Source organism: Mycobacterium sp., assembly GCF_051006775.1.
Lineage (GTDB): Bacteria > Actinomycetota > Actinomycetes > Mycobacteriales > Mycobacteriaceae > Mycobacterium.
The window spans coordinates 17,906-36,220 of the sequence record NZ_JBPCSX010000248.1 but is presented as its reverse complement, the minus strand read 5'-3'; the positions used below and the strand labels follow the sequence as shown (position 1 = coordinate 36,220).

At 62.8% G+C, this 18,315-nt stretch carries 17 protein-coding genes; 9 read left to right on the top strand and 8 right to left on the bottom strand.

The window, feature by feature from the left end:
• The 5 genes from ACR2JI_RS17525 to ACR2JI_RS17505 form a co-directional block, all read left to right on the top strand.
• A partial coding sequence (locus tag ACR2JI_RS17525; RefSeq protein WP_526392288.1) for a hypothetical protein occupies positions 1-329 on the top strand: 329 nt, incomplete at its 5' end.
• Positions 330-418: 89 nt separating this feature from the next.
• Positions 419-1,501: an NAD(P)H-dependent amine dehydrogenase family protein gene (locus tag ACR2JI_RS17520; RefSeq protein WP_526392286.1), complete on the top strand. Its 1,083-nt coding sequence runs from the start codon at positions 419-421 to the stop codon at positions 1,499-1,501.
• Positions 1,494-2,600 carry a hypothetical protein gene (locus ACR2JI_RS17515; RefSeq protein ID WP_526392284.1) on the top strand — a complete coding sequence of 369 codons (1,107 nt, stop codon included), beginning with the start codon at positions 1,494-1,496 and terminating at the stop codon, positions 2,598-2,600. The genes ACR2JI_RS17520 and ACR2JI_RS17515 overlap by 8 nt, the downstream gene beginning before the upstream one ends.
• A gap of 35 nt (positions 2,601-2,635) precedes the next feature.
• Positions 2,636-3,826, top strand: a complete 1,191-nt coding sequence (locus ACR2JI_RS17510; protein ID WP_526392282.1) for a CaiB/BaiF CoA transferase family protein — start codon at positions 2,636-2,638, stop codon at positions 3,824-3,826.
• Between the two features lie 89 nt (positions 3,827-3,915).
• Positions 3,916-4,170 (top strand): hypothetical protein, encoded by a 255-nt coding sequence (locus ACR2JI_RS17505; RefSeq protein ID WP_526392280.1) that lies wholly within the window; start codon positions 3,916-3,918, stop codon positions 4,168-4,170.
• A 43-nt stretch (positions 4,171-4,213) separates the two neighbouring features.
• Here ACR2JI_RS17505 and ACR2JI_RS17500 read toward each other — a convergent pair whose 3' ends face one another.
• Complete coding sequence (locus ACR2JI_RS17500) at positions 4,214-5,494, bottom strand: amidohydrolase family protein (RefSeq protein WP_526392278.1); 1,281 nt, start codon at positions 5,492-5,494, stop codon at positions 4,214-4,216.
• Positions 5,495-5,653: 159 nt separating this feature from the next.
• Between ACR2JI_RS17500 and ACR2JI_RS17495 the strand changes: the two genes are divergently transcribed.
• Complete coding sequence (locus ACR2JI_RS17495) at positions 5,654-7,996, top strand: CaiB/BaiF CoA-transferase family protein (protein ID WP_526392294.1); 2,343 nt, start codon at positions 5,654-5,656, stop codon at positions 7,994-7,996.
• A gap of 74 nt (positions 7,997-8,070) precedes the next feature.
• The gene (locus ACR2JI_RS17490) at positions 8,071-9,228 is read left to right on the top strand and encodes an ABC transporter substrate-binding protein (protein ID WP_526392276.1); all 1,158 of its coding nucleotides are present in this window, start codon (positions 8,071-8,073) and stop codon (positions 9,226-9,228) included.
• Between the two features lie 19 nt (positions 9,229-9,247).
• Here ACR2JI_RS17490 and ACR2JI_RS17485 read toward each other — a convergent pair whose 3' ends face one another.
• Complete coding sequence (locus ACR2JI_RS17485; RefSeq protein ID WP_526392274.1) at positions 9,248-10,081, bottom strand: mycofactocin-coupled SDR family oxidoreductase; 834 nt, start codon at positions 10,079-10,081, stop codon at positions 9,248-9,250.
• Between the two features lie 209 nt (positions 10,082-10,290).
• Between ACR2JI_RS17485 and ACR2JI_RS17480 the strand changes: the two genes are divergently transcribed.
• The gene (locus ACR2JI_RS17480) at positions 10,291-10,575 is read left to right on the top strand and encodes a cytochrome C oxidase subunit IV family protein (protein WP_526392272.1); all 285 of its coding nucleotides are present in this window, start codon (positions 10,291-10,293) and stop codon (positions 10,573-10,575) included.
• 24 nt (positions 10,576-10,599) lie between these two features.
• Here ACR2JI_RS17480 and ACR2JI_RS17475 read toward each other — a convergent pair whose 3' ends face one another.
• The 3 genes from ACR2JI_RS17475 to ACR2JI_RS17465 all read right to left on the bottom strand — a co-directional run bounded on the left by ACR2JI_RS17475 (position 10,600) and on the right by ACR2JI_RS17465 (position 13,753).
• Positions 10,600-11,220 carry a TetR/AcrR family transcriptional regulator gene (locus ACR2JI_RS17475; protein ID WP_526392270.1) on the bottom strand — a complete coding sequence of 207 codons (621 nt, stop codon included), beginning with the start codon at positions 11,218-11,220 and terminating at the stop codon, positions 10,600-10,602.
• A gap of 52 nt (positions 11,221-11,272) precedes the next feature.
• Complete coding sequence (locus tag ACR2JI_RS17470; RefSeq protein WP_526392268.1) at positions 11,273-12,475, bottom strand: amidohydrolase family protein; 1,203 nt, start codon at positions 12,473-12,475, stop codon at positions 11,273-11,275.
• A gap of 135 nt (positions 12,476-12,610) precedes the next feature.
• Complete coding sequence (locus ACR2JI_RS17465; protein ID WP_526392266.1) at positions 12,611-13,753, bottom strand: acyl-CoA dehydrogenase family protein; 1,143 nt, start codon at positions 13,751-13,753, stop codon at positions 12,611-12,613.
• 143 nt (positions 13,754-13,896) lie between these two features.
• On the opposite strand from ACR2JI_RS17465, the gene ACR2JI_RS17460 reads away from it, so the two are divergent.
• The gene (locus ACR2JI_RS17460; protein WP_526392264.1) at positions 13,897-15,606 is read left to right on the top strand and encodes an AMP-binding protein; all 1,710 of its coding nucleotides are present in this window, start codon (positions 13,897-13,899) and stop codon (positions 15,604-15,606) included.
• Here ACR2JI_RS17460 and ACR2JI_RS17455 read toward each other — a convergent pair.
• The 3 genes from ACR2JI_RS17455 to ACR2JI_RS17445 all read right to left on the bottom strand — a co-directional run bounded on the left by ACR2JI_RS17455 (position 15,603) and on the right by ACR2JI_RS17445 (position 18,272).
• Complete coding sequence (locus tag ACR2JI_RS17455; RefSeq protein WP_526392262.1) at positions 15,603-16,199, bottom strand: TetR/AcrR family transcriptional regulator; 597 nt, start codon at positions 16,197-16,199, stop codon at positions 15,603-15,605. The genes ACR2JI_RS17460 and ACR2JI_RS17455 overlap by 4 nt on opposite strands.
• 61 nt (positions 16,200-16,260) lie before the next feature.
• A complete protein-coding gene (locus tag ACR2JI_RS17450) occupies positions 16,261-17,442 on the bottom strand; it encodes a cytochrome P450 (protein ID WP_526392260.1) in 1,182 nt (393 codons plus the stop codon).
• A gap of 89 nt (positions 17,443-17,531) precedes the next feature.
• On the bottom strand, positions 17,532-18,272 hold the full coding sequence (locus tag ACR2JI_RS17445) for a FadR/GntR family transcriptional regulator (RefSeq protein WP_526392258.1): 741 nt from the start codon (positions 18,270-18,272) through the stop codon (positions 17,532-17,534).
• Positions 18,273-18,315: the final 43 nt, after the last annotated feature.

Below are 18,315 nucleotides of genomic sequence, written 5' to 3'. Positions count from 1 at the left end.
GCGCAGCGCACGGATTCGGTTGGTGGCATTACCAGTTTGCCTTCGGCCCGACGATTGCCGTGGGCGAGGGCCGCTTCCCGTTGGTGTGGCCGGTGCTGGAGCAGGTGCCGTTCATGGCACTGGCGATCATGGCCTTGAGATGGCGGAACGCGGACGGCGAGGACGTTTTCGAGATTCTGGCCCGGCGAGTCCTTCGACGGCGCCCGGGGCAGTTTGCCATCCTGGTTTCGTGGATCGTCACGGTCAACATCACGTTTCTGTTGACCACGATCCTGCCCCTGATGGCTCTTCGGTGGCTCGCCGGACCGGCCAGCCTGACTGTCCCGTAGTCGTCAACGGCGCGTAATCCACTGCAGTTGAATCCATTTGGCGGTGCCGCGGGTCCGGCGAACGGCTGACGTCAGGGAGAGGGGCCGCAATGAAGAAGATTCGGGTAGCTCACGTAGGTACCGGCGCGACGGGTCAAGAAGCGCTGCGCGGCATCATTAATCACCCCCAACTTGAGCTGGTCGGGTTGTGGGTGTCATCGGCGGACAAGGTGGGCCGCGACGCAGGGGAACTCGTCGGGCACGACTCCGTCGGCGTGCCCGCAATGGCGTCCCTTGACGAAGTCCTTCAGGCTGATCCCGACGTGCTCAGCTACTGCGCCAACGGGCTTGGAAGGGAAGCCGAGGTAGTCGCCGAGATCGGGCGGGCGCTCGAGCGGGGAATCGACGTCATCACCATCTCTCTGCTCGCCATGCTGTATCCGCCCGCGGGTCCTGCGCCGCTGCGGGAACCGTTGGCAGCGGCCGCTTCCCGTGGCGGGGCGACCTTCCTGTCAACCGGACTTGATCCTGGATTCTCCAGCGATGTGCTGCCTCTGGCGCTGCTGACGATGTCGGATGAAGTAGAGCACGTACATATTCAGGAGATAGGCATCTACGACCACTACGACGTCGAGCCCGTGATACGGGGGATCATGGGCTTCGGTCACCCGCTGACCTATGAGGCGCCGATCACCACCGGCGGGGCATTCGAGGCGTTCTGGGGGCCGATGGTGCAGCAGCTCGCCGATCGGATGGGCATAAAACTGCAAGAGCTCGTTGTTACGTCCGACCGCGCCATTCACCACGCAGATCTGAAGACCTCGGTCGGGCTGATGGAGGCCGGCACAGTTGTGGCCCTGCGGGTCGCCTGCGAGGGCAGGGTGGATGGCCGGGCCGTCATCACCGCCGAACACATCACTCGGATGGCCGCTGAGGTCGCGCCGCGCTGGCCGACATTCGACGGGGTGGGCGAATCCAATTACCGCGTGATGATCACGGGCAACCCGAATATGAGGTGCGATCTCGACCTTGGCCGCCGAGGTGACATCTGGGGTTCGGTGAGCGGAACTGCGATGCGTCTGGTCAACCTCATCCCGGCGTTGCCAGCCGCGAAGAGTGGTCTTATCAGCGCACTCGAGCTGCCACTGTTGCCGTCGCGCAACGTCGTCGGAAGCGTGCGGAACGGTGGCTGATCGCATCCGCGTCATCATCTGGGGACCCGGCCGGTTGGGCGGGTTTGTCCTGAGAGTGCTTCTGCAGCGGCCCGACGAGTTCGAAGTCGTAGGGGTGTTCGCCTTTTCCGAGGACAAGGACGGCCGAGATATCGGTGAGCTCGTGGGCCTGGCACCCAACGGCGTCACTGTCACCCGCGACCGCGGAGTAATTGATCGGATGGAAGCTGACGTCGTCATCTTCACCCCCCTGGTGGCACTTGATCCCACCCAGAGTCACGAAGACGCCATGCGCCTGCTCAGCGGTGGAAAGAATCTGCTACTTGCGCACGACTACTTCTACCCGGCTGGCATCAGCGACGACTATGCGGGTGATGTCGAGCAGGCATGCCGTCGGGGCTCATCGACGGTCCTGGCGCTCGGCTCCTCACCAGGATTCGTGGCCGAGCGATTGGCGACCACGCTGGCGGGACACACACTCGAAGTCGCTCACGTCGACGTGCTGGAGCGTATGGATTGCACCGACCTTGATCCGCATGTCTACCCCCTCCTCGGATTCGGAGCCAAGCCCGACGACTTCCCGCGCGACCAAATTACGGCGATGTTCGACCACATGTACCGACAGACGCCCTATGCGGTCGCTGCACAGCTTGGCCAGCGTCTCGACGAGGTAGTCGTGGACGCGCGCTTCGCCGTCACAGAGCGCGAGTTGATCGGAGTGCGCGCGCCCGTGCCGCCAGGGACGGTGGCAGGCACCGAGTTCTCGTGGGCGGGCATGATCGACGGTGAGCCGTTTGTCACCGTCACCTGCCGGTGGGTCTGCGACCTGGAGATCCCGGGATGGGAGGCCGACAACGACTGGATCGTCACGATCGAGGGGACGCCGTCTCTGCAGATCCGCTACGCAAGGGGACTCTCGTTCGCGGGCCGAAGGCGGTTCGGCGGGCATGTCGACGACCCCGGCGGCGAATTTTGGATGGACTCGCAATCGTGGACTTCGGTCGCAGCTTTCGTCAACGCGATCCCCGGTGTGATCGCGGCACCACCCGGCCACATGCTGGCGCCGGTCTTCGGTGTACCTCAACATCGAAGGACGGGCACCGGCTTGAGCCTGCGGTGAGTGCGTCTTGACAACTCGGAACGGGAGATTTTCAGATGGCGAACCTTCTCGACGGTGTGCGAGTGGTCGAGTCGGCGGTGCTGCTCAATGGCGACACGGTCGGTATGTTGCTCGGCGATCTTGGCGCCGATGTCATCAAAGTCGAGTCACCGCCGGCGGGTGACTACATACGCTACTTTCTGGGGCAGATCGTCCCCGGCGTCAGCGTGGCCCACGCGCAGGTGAATCGCAACAAGCGCTCGGTACTGCTCGATCTGACTGATGACGAGGACCGCGAAACGTTTTGGCGACTGATCGACACCGCCGAGATATTCGTAGACGGAAACCGGCCCGGCGTCTGTGAGCGCCTGGGCATCGGGCCGGACGCGATGCGGGCACGCAAACCGGCGATCGTGTACGTGCAGCACACCGGCTTCGGAGCCAGTGGACCCTATTCCAACATCCCGACGCACGGCATGTTGATGAATGCGCTCGTTGGTGCGCACGCAGTGGAGCGCGGTGATGACGGCTTGCTGCATCGGGGCACGTTCCCCGAGGACGGGGCCAACCTGGGTGGCGAAGCTACGAGTGTAGGGGCACTGCATGCGGCGCTTCAGGCGGTGGCGGCTCTCGTGCGAGCCAGGGCAAGCGGCGTTGGCGCCTACATCGACGTTGCCGCTTCAGATGCAACCGCAATGACGGCATGGCTGCCGATCGTATTGCAGCGCAACGCCGATCGGATCACGGACAGATCCGGGATGGCAGCCCGTTCGGATGGCGAGATGACGGGTTCGCGCTATCAGTTCTATGAAACCGCAGATCACCGTGTCGTCCTTTTCGCGTGCATCGAGCAACGATTTTGGGATAGGTGGGCAGCGGCCGCCGGCCGCCAGGATCTCATCGGCAGGCAGGCAGACACGACCAACGACTCAGTGGACTGGGGTGATGAAGCCGAGCGCCGTATCGTCGCGGAGGTGATCGCCAGCAAGTCTCTGGATGAGTGGTTGACCTTGGCGGCGGAACACGGATTCGCCCTCGGCGCAGCGCATCAGACCGTCGATGAGGTGGCGGCAGATCCGCACATCGCCGGCAGGAACGTCTTTGTCGAGGGCACGCACCCTGTTGCAGGTGCCATCTCCTATGTCGGGTCAGCAGCCGTCGTGGACGGCCAGCGATACACCGTCCGCCGGCATGCACCCGCACCGGGTGAGCACAGCGAGGAAGTCAGGGCGGAGTTGTCGCCCTAGCGATCATCTGACAGCACTGGCGACTACCCGGAAGTCGACGGTATCGTCGTCATGGCGCGACGCAACGCTCTGATGAAAGGCGAATGCCAATGAGTTCGAGTGACGATCTTGCTCCCGAGCACGATCCGCTGGCTGAAGAGATGGATCTCATCACCTTCCAGGAAGCCGATGCACGCCTCTACCGCGAGCAGATCCGCGCTCGAGAACTCATCGCGGAGCTGAAGGGCGCCGCCACACCGGACCTCGAGGAGATAGCGGCGCAGGAAGATAGGCTCGCGGCGCTGGGACGTGTTGAGGCACGTTTGCGTGGCCAGCGGACCCAGCCGCCGTTGGCCAAGAGGTAGCGACCCGGGCGGCCCTAGCTGTACCTAGCCATCTGGTCTCCCGCTAACTGGCGCTGGCGGTGCCCGCGATGATCTTGGTTATGTCGGGCAGTTCTGCTTCGTCGGTGGAGATGACGATCGGCGTCGCCTTGATCGCCTGGGGACGCTCACCGTTGGCCACCTCGTTGTGCAGGCGAAATTGACTGGCGTTGGCCGCGCCTTCCTTGGACACCGGGAAGTTGAAGATGCGTTCGGCGTTCTTGTAGGTGATCTTGTCGATCTGCTCAGCGTCCAGGTGGCCGAGCAACTTCGCCGCCTCGGTCTGGCTTGACGGCCATGTGGTCTCGGAATGCGGGTAATCGGACTCCCAAAGGATGTTGTCGATGCCGATCAGTTCGACAGCCTCCTTGCTCAGACCGAAAGCCTCGTTCACCGCGCACACTGCGAACTGCCGGTGAAACAGCTCAGAGGGCTTGATATCGCCGAAGGGAGCCCAGTACTGATGTTTACCCCACACGAAGTCTGCGCGCTCGAGCAAGTACGGCACATAGCCGATTCCACCCTCGGTCATCACGAACCGCACATTGGGGAAGCGCCGCGGCAGCGTGCCGAACAACATGTCGGTCAGGGTTTCGATGCCCACCACGGCGGGTGCTGCGGTGATGGCGACACTGAAATGTGAATCCGGTGTTGGAATCGGGATGTGGCCGCTGGAGCCGAGATGCATGGAACAAACGGCACCGGTCTCCTCGAAGGCGTGAAACACGGGGTCCCAGTGATCAGTGTGTAGGGACGGCACCTTGAGGTAGCTCGGATTCTCGGGAAACGAAACCGCTCGCGCGCCGCGTGCAGCACAGCGACGAAGTTCCGCCGCTGCCAGCTCGGGGTCCCAGAGTTGCAGGATGATGGTGGGTACGAAGATGTCCGGTGCGGCCGCGCACCATTCGTCGATGACGAAGTCGTTGTAGGCACGCACGCACAGATCGGCGAGTTCCTTGTCCTTCATCTGGAAGAACACCCGGCCACCGAAACCGGGAAGTGACGGGAAGAGAACACTTCCGACGATGCCGTCGGCGCGGAAGTCATCAGCGCGGGCGGCCGCTTCGTAGCAACCCGGTATCAGATCGGTGAATCGCACGGGGTCGGTGCCCCAGTCCGCGGGATCCTTGCCGGCGACGGCATTGAGCCCCATCGTGGCTGAGCGCTGATCCTCATAGACCCAAAATTGACGGCCGTCCGCTTCGACGACGTGCGGACCCTTCTCCTGAAACTTCTTAGGCAGGCGCTTGGTCCAGACGTCGGCCGGCTCGACGATGTGATCGTCGACGCTGAAGAGTTTGAGCACGATTCCTCCGGTAGCTGTTCCTGGCTCATTCGACTGAGCCGCCTCTTGAGGCGCACGGCGCAATGGGCTAAATTCGACAATACCGTCGCTTTTGTCAACGGCGCAAGGGCCGATCTGGCGGCTACGCGATGTCGAAGGGGAGTGCTGCTGGTGACGGGAATGACGGTGGCGACGGCCAAGGTGGTGAGCCTGGCCGGGGACCTGGCGGGCGGCTACTGCACCCGTCTGTTGGCCGACGGTGGTGCGCAGGTACTGCGAATTGAGGATCCGGAGGGCGATCCGCTTCGGCGTTGGTCGCACAGCGGCCTAAGGGAGTCAGACGGCGCGCTCTTTCAGTTTCTCGCCGCCGGTTCGACATCGGTCGTGGCGCACGTCGACGAACTGACCGAGACGTTGGGCGCCGCCGACGTGATCATCTGGTCACCCCACTCCGAGATTGCCCGCGCACTGCCCCCCGAACGCCTGCGGTCGGTCAATCCCCGGGCAGTCGTGACCGCCATCACCAACTTCGGGCTGTCCGGACCCTGGGCTGATCGGCCTGCGACGGGTCTCACCCTGCAGGCGATGTCGGGTGGTCCAGGCCAGCGCGGCGCTCCAGAGCGCCCTCCGCTGATCGCCGGTGGCCGGCTACCCGAGTGGACTGCGGGGATGTTCGCAGCGGTGCATACGGCGGCGGCTCTGTACGGCGGCGGAGCGGAACTGCTCGACGTGTCGATTCTGGAGTCGCTCATTCTCACCACGACCGTTCACCCGGTGTCCTGCTACACGGTCGCCGGCCGTCCGATGCGTCCGATGCGGGCTCGGAACCTGCCGGATATCCACCCCACCAAGGATGGCTTCGTCGGCTTCATGGTGGTGACTGGTCAGCAGTGGCTCGACTTCTGTTCACTGGTGGATCGCAGCGACTGGATGGAGGATGCGGAACTCGGGCTCATGGCCAAGCGGTTCATGCGTCGACACGAGCTGATGGGTGCCATCGACGCCTGGACAGCCGAGCGGACGACCGAGGAAATATTGGAGATCGCCGACCTCCTCCGGGTTCCAGCGGCGAGTATCGGTACCGGTCGGACCCTTCCGCACCTGGACCACTTAGTCCAGCGGCAGGCCTTCGAGACAAATGATTCGGGAGGGTTCCTGCAGCCGGCGGTGCCGTGGCGAATTCGCGGATCGGAGTCACCTAGGCGGGGCAGTGCTCCCGGAGTGGGTACTGCCGATTTGCCCGACTGGTCAGTGGGGGAGTCAGCACCCAAGCGAGAAATGCCCTTCGCGGGGCTTCGGGTCGCAGACTTCACGGCCAACTGGGCCGGCCCCATCGTCGGGCACCTCTTGGCGATGCTGGGCGCTGAAGTAATCCACGTCGAGGGTGGCAAGCGCCCGGACGCGATCCGCAACAACACCAGTAAGCCGATGAGCGACCCCGATTGGCCCGAGTTTTCCGGCATCTTCGCCGGAACTAACACCGGGAAGCGTTCGGTCACCGTGGATATGAGTACCGATGCGGGACGCGATCTGGCCCGCAGGCTCATCAAAACCTGTGACGTGGTCATCGAGAACTACAGCCCACACGTGATGGAGTCATGGGGGTTGGGGTGGGAGCAGGTGCACGACATCAACCCGCGCGCGGTGATGGTGCGCATGCCTGCTTACGGGCTTGACGGGCCGTGGCGGGACCGGGGTGGCTATGCCCAGACGATGGAGATGGCGTCAGGTATGGCCTGGTCCACGGGTTGGCCGGATTCGACTCCGGAGATTCCAAATGGGCCATGTGATCCGATCGCGGGTAGTCACGCGACGCTTGGGCTGATCCTTGCGCTAGAGCAGGTGGCTGCGGGAGGCGAAGGTGTGCTGGTGGAGGCGCCAATGATTTCGGCGGCGTTGAGCGTGGCGGCCGACGTGGTCATCGAAGAGAGCGCCTACGGCGTTGACGTTGCTCGAATTGGTAATAGATCGAATACCGTTGCACCCCAGGGTATTTATCCGACATCCGAAGTCGATAGGCTCGGTCTCGGAGACCGGCGTTGGGTGGGGATTTCGGTCATTGACGACGCGGGGTGGCGCGCGCTTTGTGTAACGATCGAACGGACCGACTGGGCGGACTGGGGTTTAGTCGAACGCCAGCGGCACCACGACGAGATAGATGCCGCGATCATGGAGTGGACCTCGAGCTCCACCGTCGACATCGTTACTCAAGCGATGATCGAGATCGGGGTACCCGTCGGCGAGGTCGTGCTCGGACATCTCGTCCCCGAACTTGAGCAGATCCAGCATCGGCGATTCTTCGAAGAAGTCCAACACCCCAAGACGGGCACCAATACCCACGCCGGGATGGCGGTGCGCTGGTCGTCGATCCCCGGTGCTGTGCAACCCGGCCCCGCCCCGATGCTCGGGGAGCACGACGACGAGGTGTGGATGACCCAGGTCGGGCTGTCCGAGGACGAGTATCGCGGCTTGCGGAAACAAGGAGTGATCGGGCGAATCGACGCCAAAGCCGTTGCCTGGTAGGTACCGGTGGCACGATATGGCGTACTTGACAAGTGCGTCGAGAATTTCTACCGTCTAAACGATTCCCGCCGACGATGGAGTGGCATGTGGTCGATCACCCCGATGGAATTTCGCGCACGTTGGCCAAAGCCACGTCGGGAGTTCGCGAGCCGCACCGAGTCGCCATCGTGCAGGACTGGGGAGTTGGGCTGCAACCGCTCTACGACCAGTACGACGCGACGCAGCTGGCGTTCGACGAAGCTCACGAAAGCGGTCTGATAGACCGGCCGGTAGAGCTGAGGGTGTTCGAGGTCGAAGGCTTGCCCTACAGTCGGTCCTCCACGCTTTTGGAGGCCCTTGATCGGGTGGTGCGAGAGTTCGCGCCAATCGCCATCATCGGTCCGCACACTTCCGAGAACGTACCGGTGGTCACTCCTTACGTCGAGGAAGTGGGCATTCCCCACATCGCGCAGTCGGGCTCATTGAACCTGGCTGGACCGTGGACGTTTCTGACTCCCAACGGAACTTTCAGCGATGAGGCGATGCTGATGGTCGACCATGCGGTCGACGTCTGCGGAGCCCACAAGATTGGCATCATCCGCGAAGACAATCTGCTGGGTGATGAATACGCGAATTACCTGAAAAAGCGCGCAGGCGTGCGCGGCGCGACGATCGTCGCCGAGGTGCGAGTCGGGTCGTTCATCGACCAGGACGCGGCGGCTGCGGCAGTGCGAAGTATGCGTGAGGCGGGCGCCGATGCCTACATGTACGTAGGTTTCGGAGCCAATGCCTTCGCCATCCTCGGAGCTTCCCAGAAGGAGTCCGCCGACGGCTATGACGCTGCGCGGATCACGATGTCGATTTTCATGGGGACCATCGAAGGTCTGAGCCCCTATGCGGGATTGATCGACAACTTCGAGGGCTGGGTCGGTGTCGACCAGTTCGATGAACGAAACCGCGTCTTCACCGACCTGCTGGACAGGTTCGAGAAGCGCTTCGGCCGCCGGCCGGTTCATTGTTACCTGGCTCAGGGCTATGACATGGGGAACGTCGTGGCCCATGGGCTGGCGACGGCGAAACCGCACTCGCGAGATGGCTTGCGACGCAGCCTGGAGACCCTGCGACGGCTGGATGCGGCGGCCGGGGGCCCGGGCAACCACATTTCGTTCGCCCGTTACGACCACCGTGGCTACAAGGGTGACTACATCGTGATGCGCAAGGTTGTCGGCGGCAAGAACGTCCTCGCTGTCTAGAGCGACGAACCAGCGGTTGTCACAGGCGAACGTTGAAGCCGGCGTCGACGGGCAATGCGACACCGGTGATGTACTTCGCTTCGTCCGATGCCAAGAAGGCAACGGTGTGGGCTACATCCATGGGGTCAAGTGCGGGAACCGGCATCGGATTCTGCATACGGTCTGCGATCTCCGGATGCGTCGTCGCCCACGTTATGAAGGACTCGTTCATGATCATGGGGGTCATCACGCCGGTCGGGTGAATCGTGTTCACCCGGATGCTGTGCGGGGCAAGGATGTTGGCGTAGGAGCGCATAAGTCCGACAATTCCGTGTTTGGAGGCGACATAGCCGTCGGGCCCACCGTTGCCGTCGGACATGCCCTTCAGGCCGGCCGCCGAACTGGTGATGATGATCGAACCGCCGCGTCCACCGTCGATAAGCGGCTGCCGTGCAATCTTGATGGTGTTGCGGACTCCGGTGAGAAGGACGGCAACAGCCAACTCCCACGATGCATCGTCGTCTTCGTGATTCTCGTCGGTATCGCCGAAGTGCATGATGCCGGCGTTGGCCACCACGATGTCGATGCGACCACCGAGTTCGGCCACACCGTCATTAAAGGCTTTCCGGAGCGCTTTGATATCGCGCACGTCGGCGACTTTGGTGACCACTCGTGTGCCGTACTCGCCTGCGAGTTTGGCGGTGTGCTCCAGGTCGTCGAGCGACGCGAGAGGGTAGGGAACTGTCGGCAGGTCGGCGCAGATGTCCACGGCGATGATGTCCGCGCCTTCTTCGGCCAGGCGGATCGCGTGCGCCCGGCCCTGGCCGCGGCCCGCGCCGGTGATGAAAGCAACTCGGCCGTCCAACTTGCCCATGATGTCCTTCGGTTCGCTCAGTGGTGAGTCCTATGACGACACGCGCCCCGGAGGTGTGTCGCCATGCGATTTGTAACGCTAGGTGGCACTCGACACACTTGTCAACTATGGTCTGGCCCGACCGCGACGGCGGCTCGGCATGTGAGTGGACATGGTGGAGCGGATGCGGATCGTGCTACCCATAGTTGTCGGACCGGAGGGGTCGAGTCATGCGTGAATTGGTCTATCAGCGGGTAACGGTTTCTTTTGCCCTGTTGCTGGTCGTGACGGTGGTCTCGTTCTGGTTGACCGTGGGCGACGGCGCCGGCGCGTTGAACGAGAGAGGACCGATCATCTGGACGCAGGTCGTAGTGCTGGCCTTCGTCAAGGTCCGGTGGGTGATGCTGGACTTCATGGAACTCAGGTCCGCACCGATCAAAATGCGGGCTCTCTGCGAGGCGTGGGGAGCCAGCCTCGCAGCGGTCCTTGTCGCAACCGCCTGGCTGGTGCACTAGCTTCACCGACCACGCTGCCGGCCGCTAGCAGGTCGGATCCGCACGACAACCGGCCCCGACGGTGGAGATCATCGAGTCGATAAGACGGCTCTGGGCAGCTGCCGAAAGGGGTTTGAGCTCCGGTGAAGCGATCGTCCGGAGGAAGACCACTCCGACGAGCGCGTCGGCCGCCCACCTGCAGTCGATGCCCCTGGGGAGTTCTCCACGGTCGACCGCTCGTTCCAACAGAGTCGCCAGCTGGTGCCAGGCGCTCGACATGACTTTGTGCTGAAACGCGGCGAACAACTCCGGGTGCTTGGACGCGTCGGCGATCAGGCGCAGCTGAATGGCCATGGTGGTTGGGTCGAGCAGATCCACCATTCGCGCGACGAGGGTCGTCAGTTCCTCGCGAAGGCCACCACCCGGGTCGGTCACGGGCCATTCCGAGATGCTGGCCAATGTCTCGATGATGAGGCTGTCCCGGTCTGGCCACCGCAGGAGCAAGCTCGGCCTCGACACGCCGGAGCGTCGTGCGACGCTGCGAACGCTGAACGCCTCGAATCCCTTTTCGGCCAGCTCCTCCGTGGCGGCCCGGACCACCCGCCGCTCCACCGACGGGTCACGCTGACGTCCGCGTTGGACGGGCTCGATCGTGTCTGCTGACATGCGCCTCGCCTTACCGTGAGGGGACTGGCTGCGTTGCCCTGCTCGACCGATGTCAGTCGTTGAACAGCGCCATTGCATTGTCGCGCATGAATTGCTTACGCCGCTCATCGCCGAGATCGGCGACGCGCAGGAACATTTCAGCGGGCTCGCGCAGACCCTCGGCGTGCGGCCAGTCGGATCCAACCACAAGTGACTCGGTGCCGCCGAGCTGGTCGACCAGCGCAACGGTGTTGTCCTCGGGGTAGGGCACCACCCTCACATGTTCCTTGAAGATCGCGCTCGGACGCTCCTTCAGCGGACCACCCAACCATGGACCGAGTCGGGCCATGCCGCGACTCTTATCCATATGTCCGATGAAGTGCGGGATCCAGGACGCGCCAAACTCGCTGACGAGTATCCGAATGTTCGGAAAGCGACCAAAAACGTTGTCGTAGATCAACGCAGACAATGTGTCGGTGATGGGCCGCTCGCCGTAGGTGTTCTGCCACTGCCAGGCTGAGAACTGGAACGGCGGGGCAAGCTTCCAACCCCACTGCGAGGCGACATTGGCTTGGTAGTGAAACTCGGTGATGTGATAGCAGACAACGGCTCTCGCCTCATTGATTCGCGACCAGAACGGGTCGAAGTATGGGTCGCCCGGGCTGCGGCCGTATACCGGACCTGCGGGCAGGACGATGAACTTCGCGCCTGCGTTCAAGACCCGCTCGAGTTCGGCCACTGACCTGTCGAGATCCCGCAACGACAGCATCGCCGGGGCGTAGATGGTGTCTTTGTAGCCAAAGCCCCAGTCCTCGGCAATCCATTTGTTGAACGCCTCCAGGTTGTCGTAGAGCGGGTCTACCCCGTCGACGAACTCCTCGGCGAACAACGCCCAGCCGCCGGGGTACATGATCGACTTCTCGATCTGCTGCTCCCTGAGCTGGACCACCCTGGCGTCCTTGTCCAGATACTCCGTCTGCATCGGCTCGAAGAAGCGCTCGGCATCCGAGGCATCACCGGATGCGCGCTGTTTGAGCATCTCGACCAGCGAACCCGGGACGTACGCGTTGTCCAGATCGGTCTCGAATGCGGTGACGACGCGGTCGTTGGCCAGCAGAATCTTCTGGCCGCTGGGGGCGACGATAGGCCGGATCGCGGTGTCCAGCTTGGCTTTCGGCATGAAGCGGGTGAAGCAGTCCTCCGCCTCGTAGGAATGCTGATCGAGATCGGTGATCAGGTAGGGCAACGTACCTACCGTGTCTTGGATGAGTGCCATATGGGGGAGGCCTTCCTGGGGTTATCGAGCCAGAGACGAACGAGTCCGCCCGTTGTGGTGAGTATATATACCAGCATGGTCTAAAAACACGATACAACGGTAACGTTGCTTGTACAAGGCCTGCGAACGCTGCTTTTAAAACCCCATCTTGCGTCCGATCAGATCCAGCATGATTTCGCTGGTGCCGCCGTAGATGCGCTGGATTCGAGCGTCCCGCCACAGTCTGGCGATCTCGTACTCGTTGATGTACCCGTAGCCACCGTGTAACTGCAGGCACCGGTCGATAATCTGCCACTGCTGCTCGGTGGTCCAAAGCTTGGCGCCGGCAGCATCTTCGGCGGTCAGGGTGCCGTCGTTGACGCCGACGATGCAGCGGTCGACGTACACCTGCATGACGTCGAGGAGGACGCTCATGTCGGCGATGGCGTGGCGATTAACCTGAAACGTACCGATCGGTTGACCAAAGGCTTTGCGTTCCAATGCATACGATTTGGTGAGCTCGACAGCCCGGCGAGCCTGGGCGACTGCGTGGATCGCGATGCCGAGACGCTCGGCGGGAAGATTGCGCATCAGGTGGTAGAAGCCGCGGTTCTCCTCTCCGATGAGATTGGAGGCCGGAACCCGCACGTCGGTGTAGGACAGCTCGGCGGTGTCGGCCGATTTCTGCCCGATCTTGTCGAGCTTGCGGCCCTTGCTGAACCCGGGGGTGTTTGCGTCAACGGCGAGGAGGCTGATGCCCTTATGGCCGGCGGCAGGGTCGGTCTTGACGGCCGTCACCACCAGATCGGCCAGGATGCCGCTGCTGATGAAGGTTTTTGAGCCGTTGACGACGTATTCGTCTCCGTCCCGCACGGCGGTGGTCCTGATCGAGGCGAGATCCGATCCCGCGCCGGGTTCGGACATCGCCAGCGCTGTGATGATCTCGCCGGAGACGAATCCGGGCAGCCAGCGCTGCTTCTGCTCATCGTTGGTCATATGCACCAGATACGAGGCCATGATGTCGTTCTGGAGCCCGAACTGGACCCCGGCGCTGCCCGTGGCGTAGTACTCCTCGTTCATGATGGCGTTGAATCGGAAGTCGGTGATGCCCTGACCACCGAACTCCTCAGGCGCCTCCCAGCCAAGGAGCCCCGTGGCGCCGGCCTTCAGCCAGACCGATCGGTCGACGATTCCGGCACGCTCCCAATCGTCGGCATGCGGCGCGCATTCCTTCTCGAAGAATGCTCGGGCGGTGGCACGGAACTCGGTGTGCTCGGGCTCAAAAATGTCGCGCTTCATTGTCGTAACTACTTCGTCGGCCCGGAGTAAAGCCGTCACGAGACACCGTATAACTCGCCGGCGATCAGGTGCGCGTGGGGATCGCTCGCGTCAGCGATGACATCTCTGGGGTCTGCAAAGCGCCTCCGCACGAGCGGGCCGACATGAGGGCGCCCTCGACGGTATATCCAGAAAAGAGTCCGCCGAGGCAGCGTGGACGCCGATATCATGTCACTGTCGGATCGGCGCGATCACCAGCGGGAGTTGCCTTGACTAGGACGTGGGTAGCCGCGAGCGTTTCGACGGAGCTGACCGATCGGTACCATCGCGCGGGTTGGTGGGATGGTCAGTCCCTCGCATCGGTGCTAAGCGGCGCTCTGGCTTCCTCGGCCGGGCAACGATTCCAGGTGCACTCCCGTGAACGGCCCTGGTGCGGAACAGTTTCGGACGTCTCCAAGCTGGCCCGTCGCCTCGCCGCGGGACTTCGCCGACGTGGTCTTGGCGCAGGTGACCCAGTTGCCTTCCAGCTTCCCAATAGTGCAGAAGCCGCCGCCGCTTTTTACGGTCTGGCGATGATGGGTGCTGTTCTGGTCCCGATCGGTCACACGGCGGGCACCAGCGAGCTGCGCCACGCACTGCGGGAGTCGGGTGCCCGAGCATTGATCGTAGGCAACTGGCGCGAGCCGGGCTTCCCATTTGACGCACTCGTAGACGGTCCGGTGGAGCACGTGATCGCCGTCGGGGAACTACCTGTTCCGAGGGGCGTTGTCGCATTCGAGGATCTGACCGATGCGGAACCCATAGATCGTCTCGCGACTATTGATCCGGCAGCCCCCGCCGTAATCGGATGGACCTCTGGCACAACGGGTTCCCCTAAGGGTGTGCTGCTGAGTCATCGCGCGATCTGCGCCGAGACGCGATGGCACATGTCGCCGATGATGAGCGGTCTGTCGCACCGTTTGGCGAGTACGTCGCCCGTTGCGCACGTCACCGGCATGCTGGTCTCGGTGCTGGTTCCACCGCTGTTGAAGCACGAGATCCATCTTCTGGACTACTGGGACTCCTCCCGAGTCCTCTCACTGATGATTGCTGAATCCTTGTCCGCCGGCACGGGTGCGCCGCTGTTCTTGGCATCGTTGCTAGATGATCCGCACTGCACGCCCGCTCATCACGCCCTGATCAAGGCCGCCTCGCTTGGTGGCGCCGCGGTGAAGCCCGAACTGGTGCGTAGAGCCGACGCACTGGGCATCATCGCAATGCGCGGGTACGGCTGCACCGAACATCCGAGCATTTCTCTGGGCGTTGTCGGCGACAGTCTGGAGCGCCGCGCCAACAGTGACGGAAAAATCGCTGCGGGCGTGGAGGTGCGCGTTGTGGATTCCGACGGCGCGCCGTTGGGGGCGGGCGAAGCCGGCGAGCTGCTGACCCGTGGACCTGATCTCTTCAGCGGGTATACCGACCCGGTGCTCAACAACGACGCTTTCGTCGATGGTTGGTACCGCACCGGAGACATCGGTCGTGTCGACGATGAGGGCTACCTGACTATCGTCGACCGCAAGAAGGACATCATCATTCGAGCCGGAATGAACATCAGCGCGGCGGAACTCGAGGCGGCGCTCATCTCCATGGCGCAGATCGCCGATATAGCGGTCGTGGCAGCGCCGGATTCGCGGACGGGCGAGCACGCCTGCGCGTTTGTGCGGCCTGCACCCGGATGCGAGGTGCCCACCATTCCGCAGATCCAACAGCATCTGGCCGCGTCGGGTATCGCTAAGTACAAGTGGCCCGAAGAAGTCCGGGCACACCCGACGGACTTCCCCCGGACCGCGGCGGGCAAAATTCGCAAGGCCGACCTGCGAGCGATCCTGATCTAGCGTGTTGTGTGGCGATCGACTAACGCGCCCAGTGCGCCGTAGAAGCTGGTCCGAGAACGCAGCGTGGTGATGTAGTCACGGATTTCGTCATCCGGGTGCGGCGTCGGGCTTACCCGGAAGTTTGTATTTTCCTCGATCAGGAGTCTCCCGAGTACGAGCGTCTGAACCCCTGCATACACTTCCTGTGCAGCTTGCGGACTCAGACCGCTTCGCTCGAATTGGTAGATGCAGAACTTCACCAACTCCCGGGCGTTGGGCAAAAGTTTCGACGACAGAAGGACCGAACTCAGCCCGGGAACTTCGAGTAGTGCATCGACGGCGGCCATCGACACCGACGTGAACAGATCTCGCCAGTCACCGGAATCCGGTTCAGGCAGAGCGATGCGCCCCAGGATGTCGTCGCCGACCAGGCGGAGCAGTTCGTCCTTGTCTTCGACGTGGTGATACAGCGCCATCGCCGAGACGTCGAGTCGCGCCGCCACGGCACGCATGGTCAATTTCTCGACGCCGACCTCATCGATCATCGCCCTAGCGGTGCTAGAGATGCGCGCGCGGTCCAGTGGGGCACGAACGGCCGGGGCCTTCTTGGCCACCACTCACCCCATTACTTCCTCGTCGCCTGACAAATCCCGACTCGCAGTGACGGTCAGCACTTCACGACGCCCCGAGCACCAACGGCAGCCGGGCAAGTGTGAATGTCGGCGCGGGGAACTCGATTCGTGGCTGAAAGCCGTCTTCGACGCGGAACTCCGGTACACGCTTCAGCCATTCCGTAATGATAAGGCTCAGTTCAAGACGGGCCAGGTGAGAACCCAGGCACCGGTGTGGACCCCCGCCGAATCCCCAGTGTCGGTGTATCTTCCCGTCGATCACCATGGAATCGGTCGAGAACTCGTCGGCTTCATCCCGGTTGATCGCGGCGATGCACAGTCGCACCGGAGTGCCCTCCGGCAATGTGATGCCACCGATCGTCACGTCGGCCGCGGTGACTCGGGGGACCACGGGTGCCGGCGGCTCCAGGCGGATAATCTCCTCGACAAATACTCTCGTCTGCTCCGGTTCAGCGATGAGTCGTTGCCGCAACTGCGGATCCCGCGCCAGCGCGAGCAGGGCTGAGGCTATTGCCGAGGTGACGGTGTCCAGCCCTGCGAGCACGAACAGGTAACACAATCCGATCGCCTCGGCGTCGTCGAGCGCATCCTCTCCGGTGAGAAGTGCTGAGAGGATGTCGTCGCTGGGATCGGCACGCTTGCCGACGATCGCCTCGGTGAGGTAGCCGAAGAGTTCCAGCGCGGAAGTGAGGTCGGCCCCCTCCAGGTCCGGTCGATCCGCCATGGCGATGATGGCGTTCTTCCAGCTGATGAGGCGATCACGATCTTCGAGCGGAAGACCGAAAAGTGTCAGAAACACCTGTGAGGGGTAGGGGATGGCGATATCTGCCACTGCCTCGCATCGCCCATGTGCGGTGACGCCGTCGACGATGGCGATGGCCTGCTGCTGCAACGACGGAAGTATCTGGGCGAGGACGTTCGGTGCGAAGAACGGCTGCAGAATGCGCCGGATGCGGGTGTGCTCGGGAGGGTCATAGGCGAGTGGCACAAGTGGAAGCGGACTGCCGAGCATGTCGAATGCCCTCTTCGAGGAGAACAGAACTGGGTCACGCAATGCCTGGAGAACATCGTCTCGGCGGGTCAGGTAGTACGAGCCATTCATCAACACGACCGGGCCGATGTCGCGCAACGCATCCCAGCCGACAGCCCGGTCTTCGGCCATCGGCAGCAATTCATATTGTCGTTCCGGTACCCCGACGATTTTTGGGCGACTACCTGTATTCATCCTTGCTCACTCCCTATCGCCTGGTTGCTGCGCACGGTTGGGTGGCGGGCTAGGGATTCGGACACCGCGACAGGCCCCCGCGCACACCATCATTCCAAGAGATCTACGACAGTTGACATCTCAGAACCAGTGAGGACGAATTCCTCCGCCTTGCGTAGGTGGCGTTCCCAGAGCTCGCCCGCCTTCTCGGCGTCGCCTGCCTTGATCATGTCCAGCACCATACGGTGGGTCTTGGCCGACCGTCGCACAGCCAGTTCTGCACGGGCACCCGCAGTGGGTTGCAACGAGCGGTTCGCCTTCTCGATGATGTGGTGCAGCATGTTGCTCACGATCTGCAAGGTGTCATTTCCCGACAAGCGCGCGATGGCGGCGTGAAAATCCGACAGTTGGTCCACCGCGGCGTCGCCGGGCCGTAGCTGCGACTCGCGGTCGACTATCTCCTCGAGTTCGGCTATCGCCTTGGGATCCCGCTTGCGCGCCAATTGCTCCACCATCGGGACCTCCAGCGCCGCCCGGGCGTCATAGACGTCCTTGACCTTCACGCCCTCGTATTCCAGGATCAGTCCTGCATATCGCGCCAGGGTTTCGCGACGGGGCCGGGTGACTCGGGCGCCGCCCCGAACACCGCGCTGAACCTCGATGAGGGATTCTGACTCCAGCACGCGGAAGGCTTCTCGCAACGTTGGCCGCGACACTCCGAAACGCTCCATGAGTTCTGATTCCGGGGGAAGCATGGTCCCCTCGGGGAGCTCACCGCGGATGAACATGCGCCGCAAAACGGTGGCCACGCGATCTGCCATCTTCGGCTCGCGAAGACTGATGACCTCCATGGCGACCTCCAAATCGACGAATCCGATACACCCCGCATCGGGA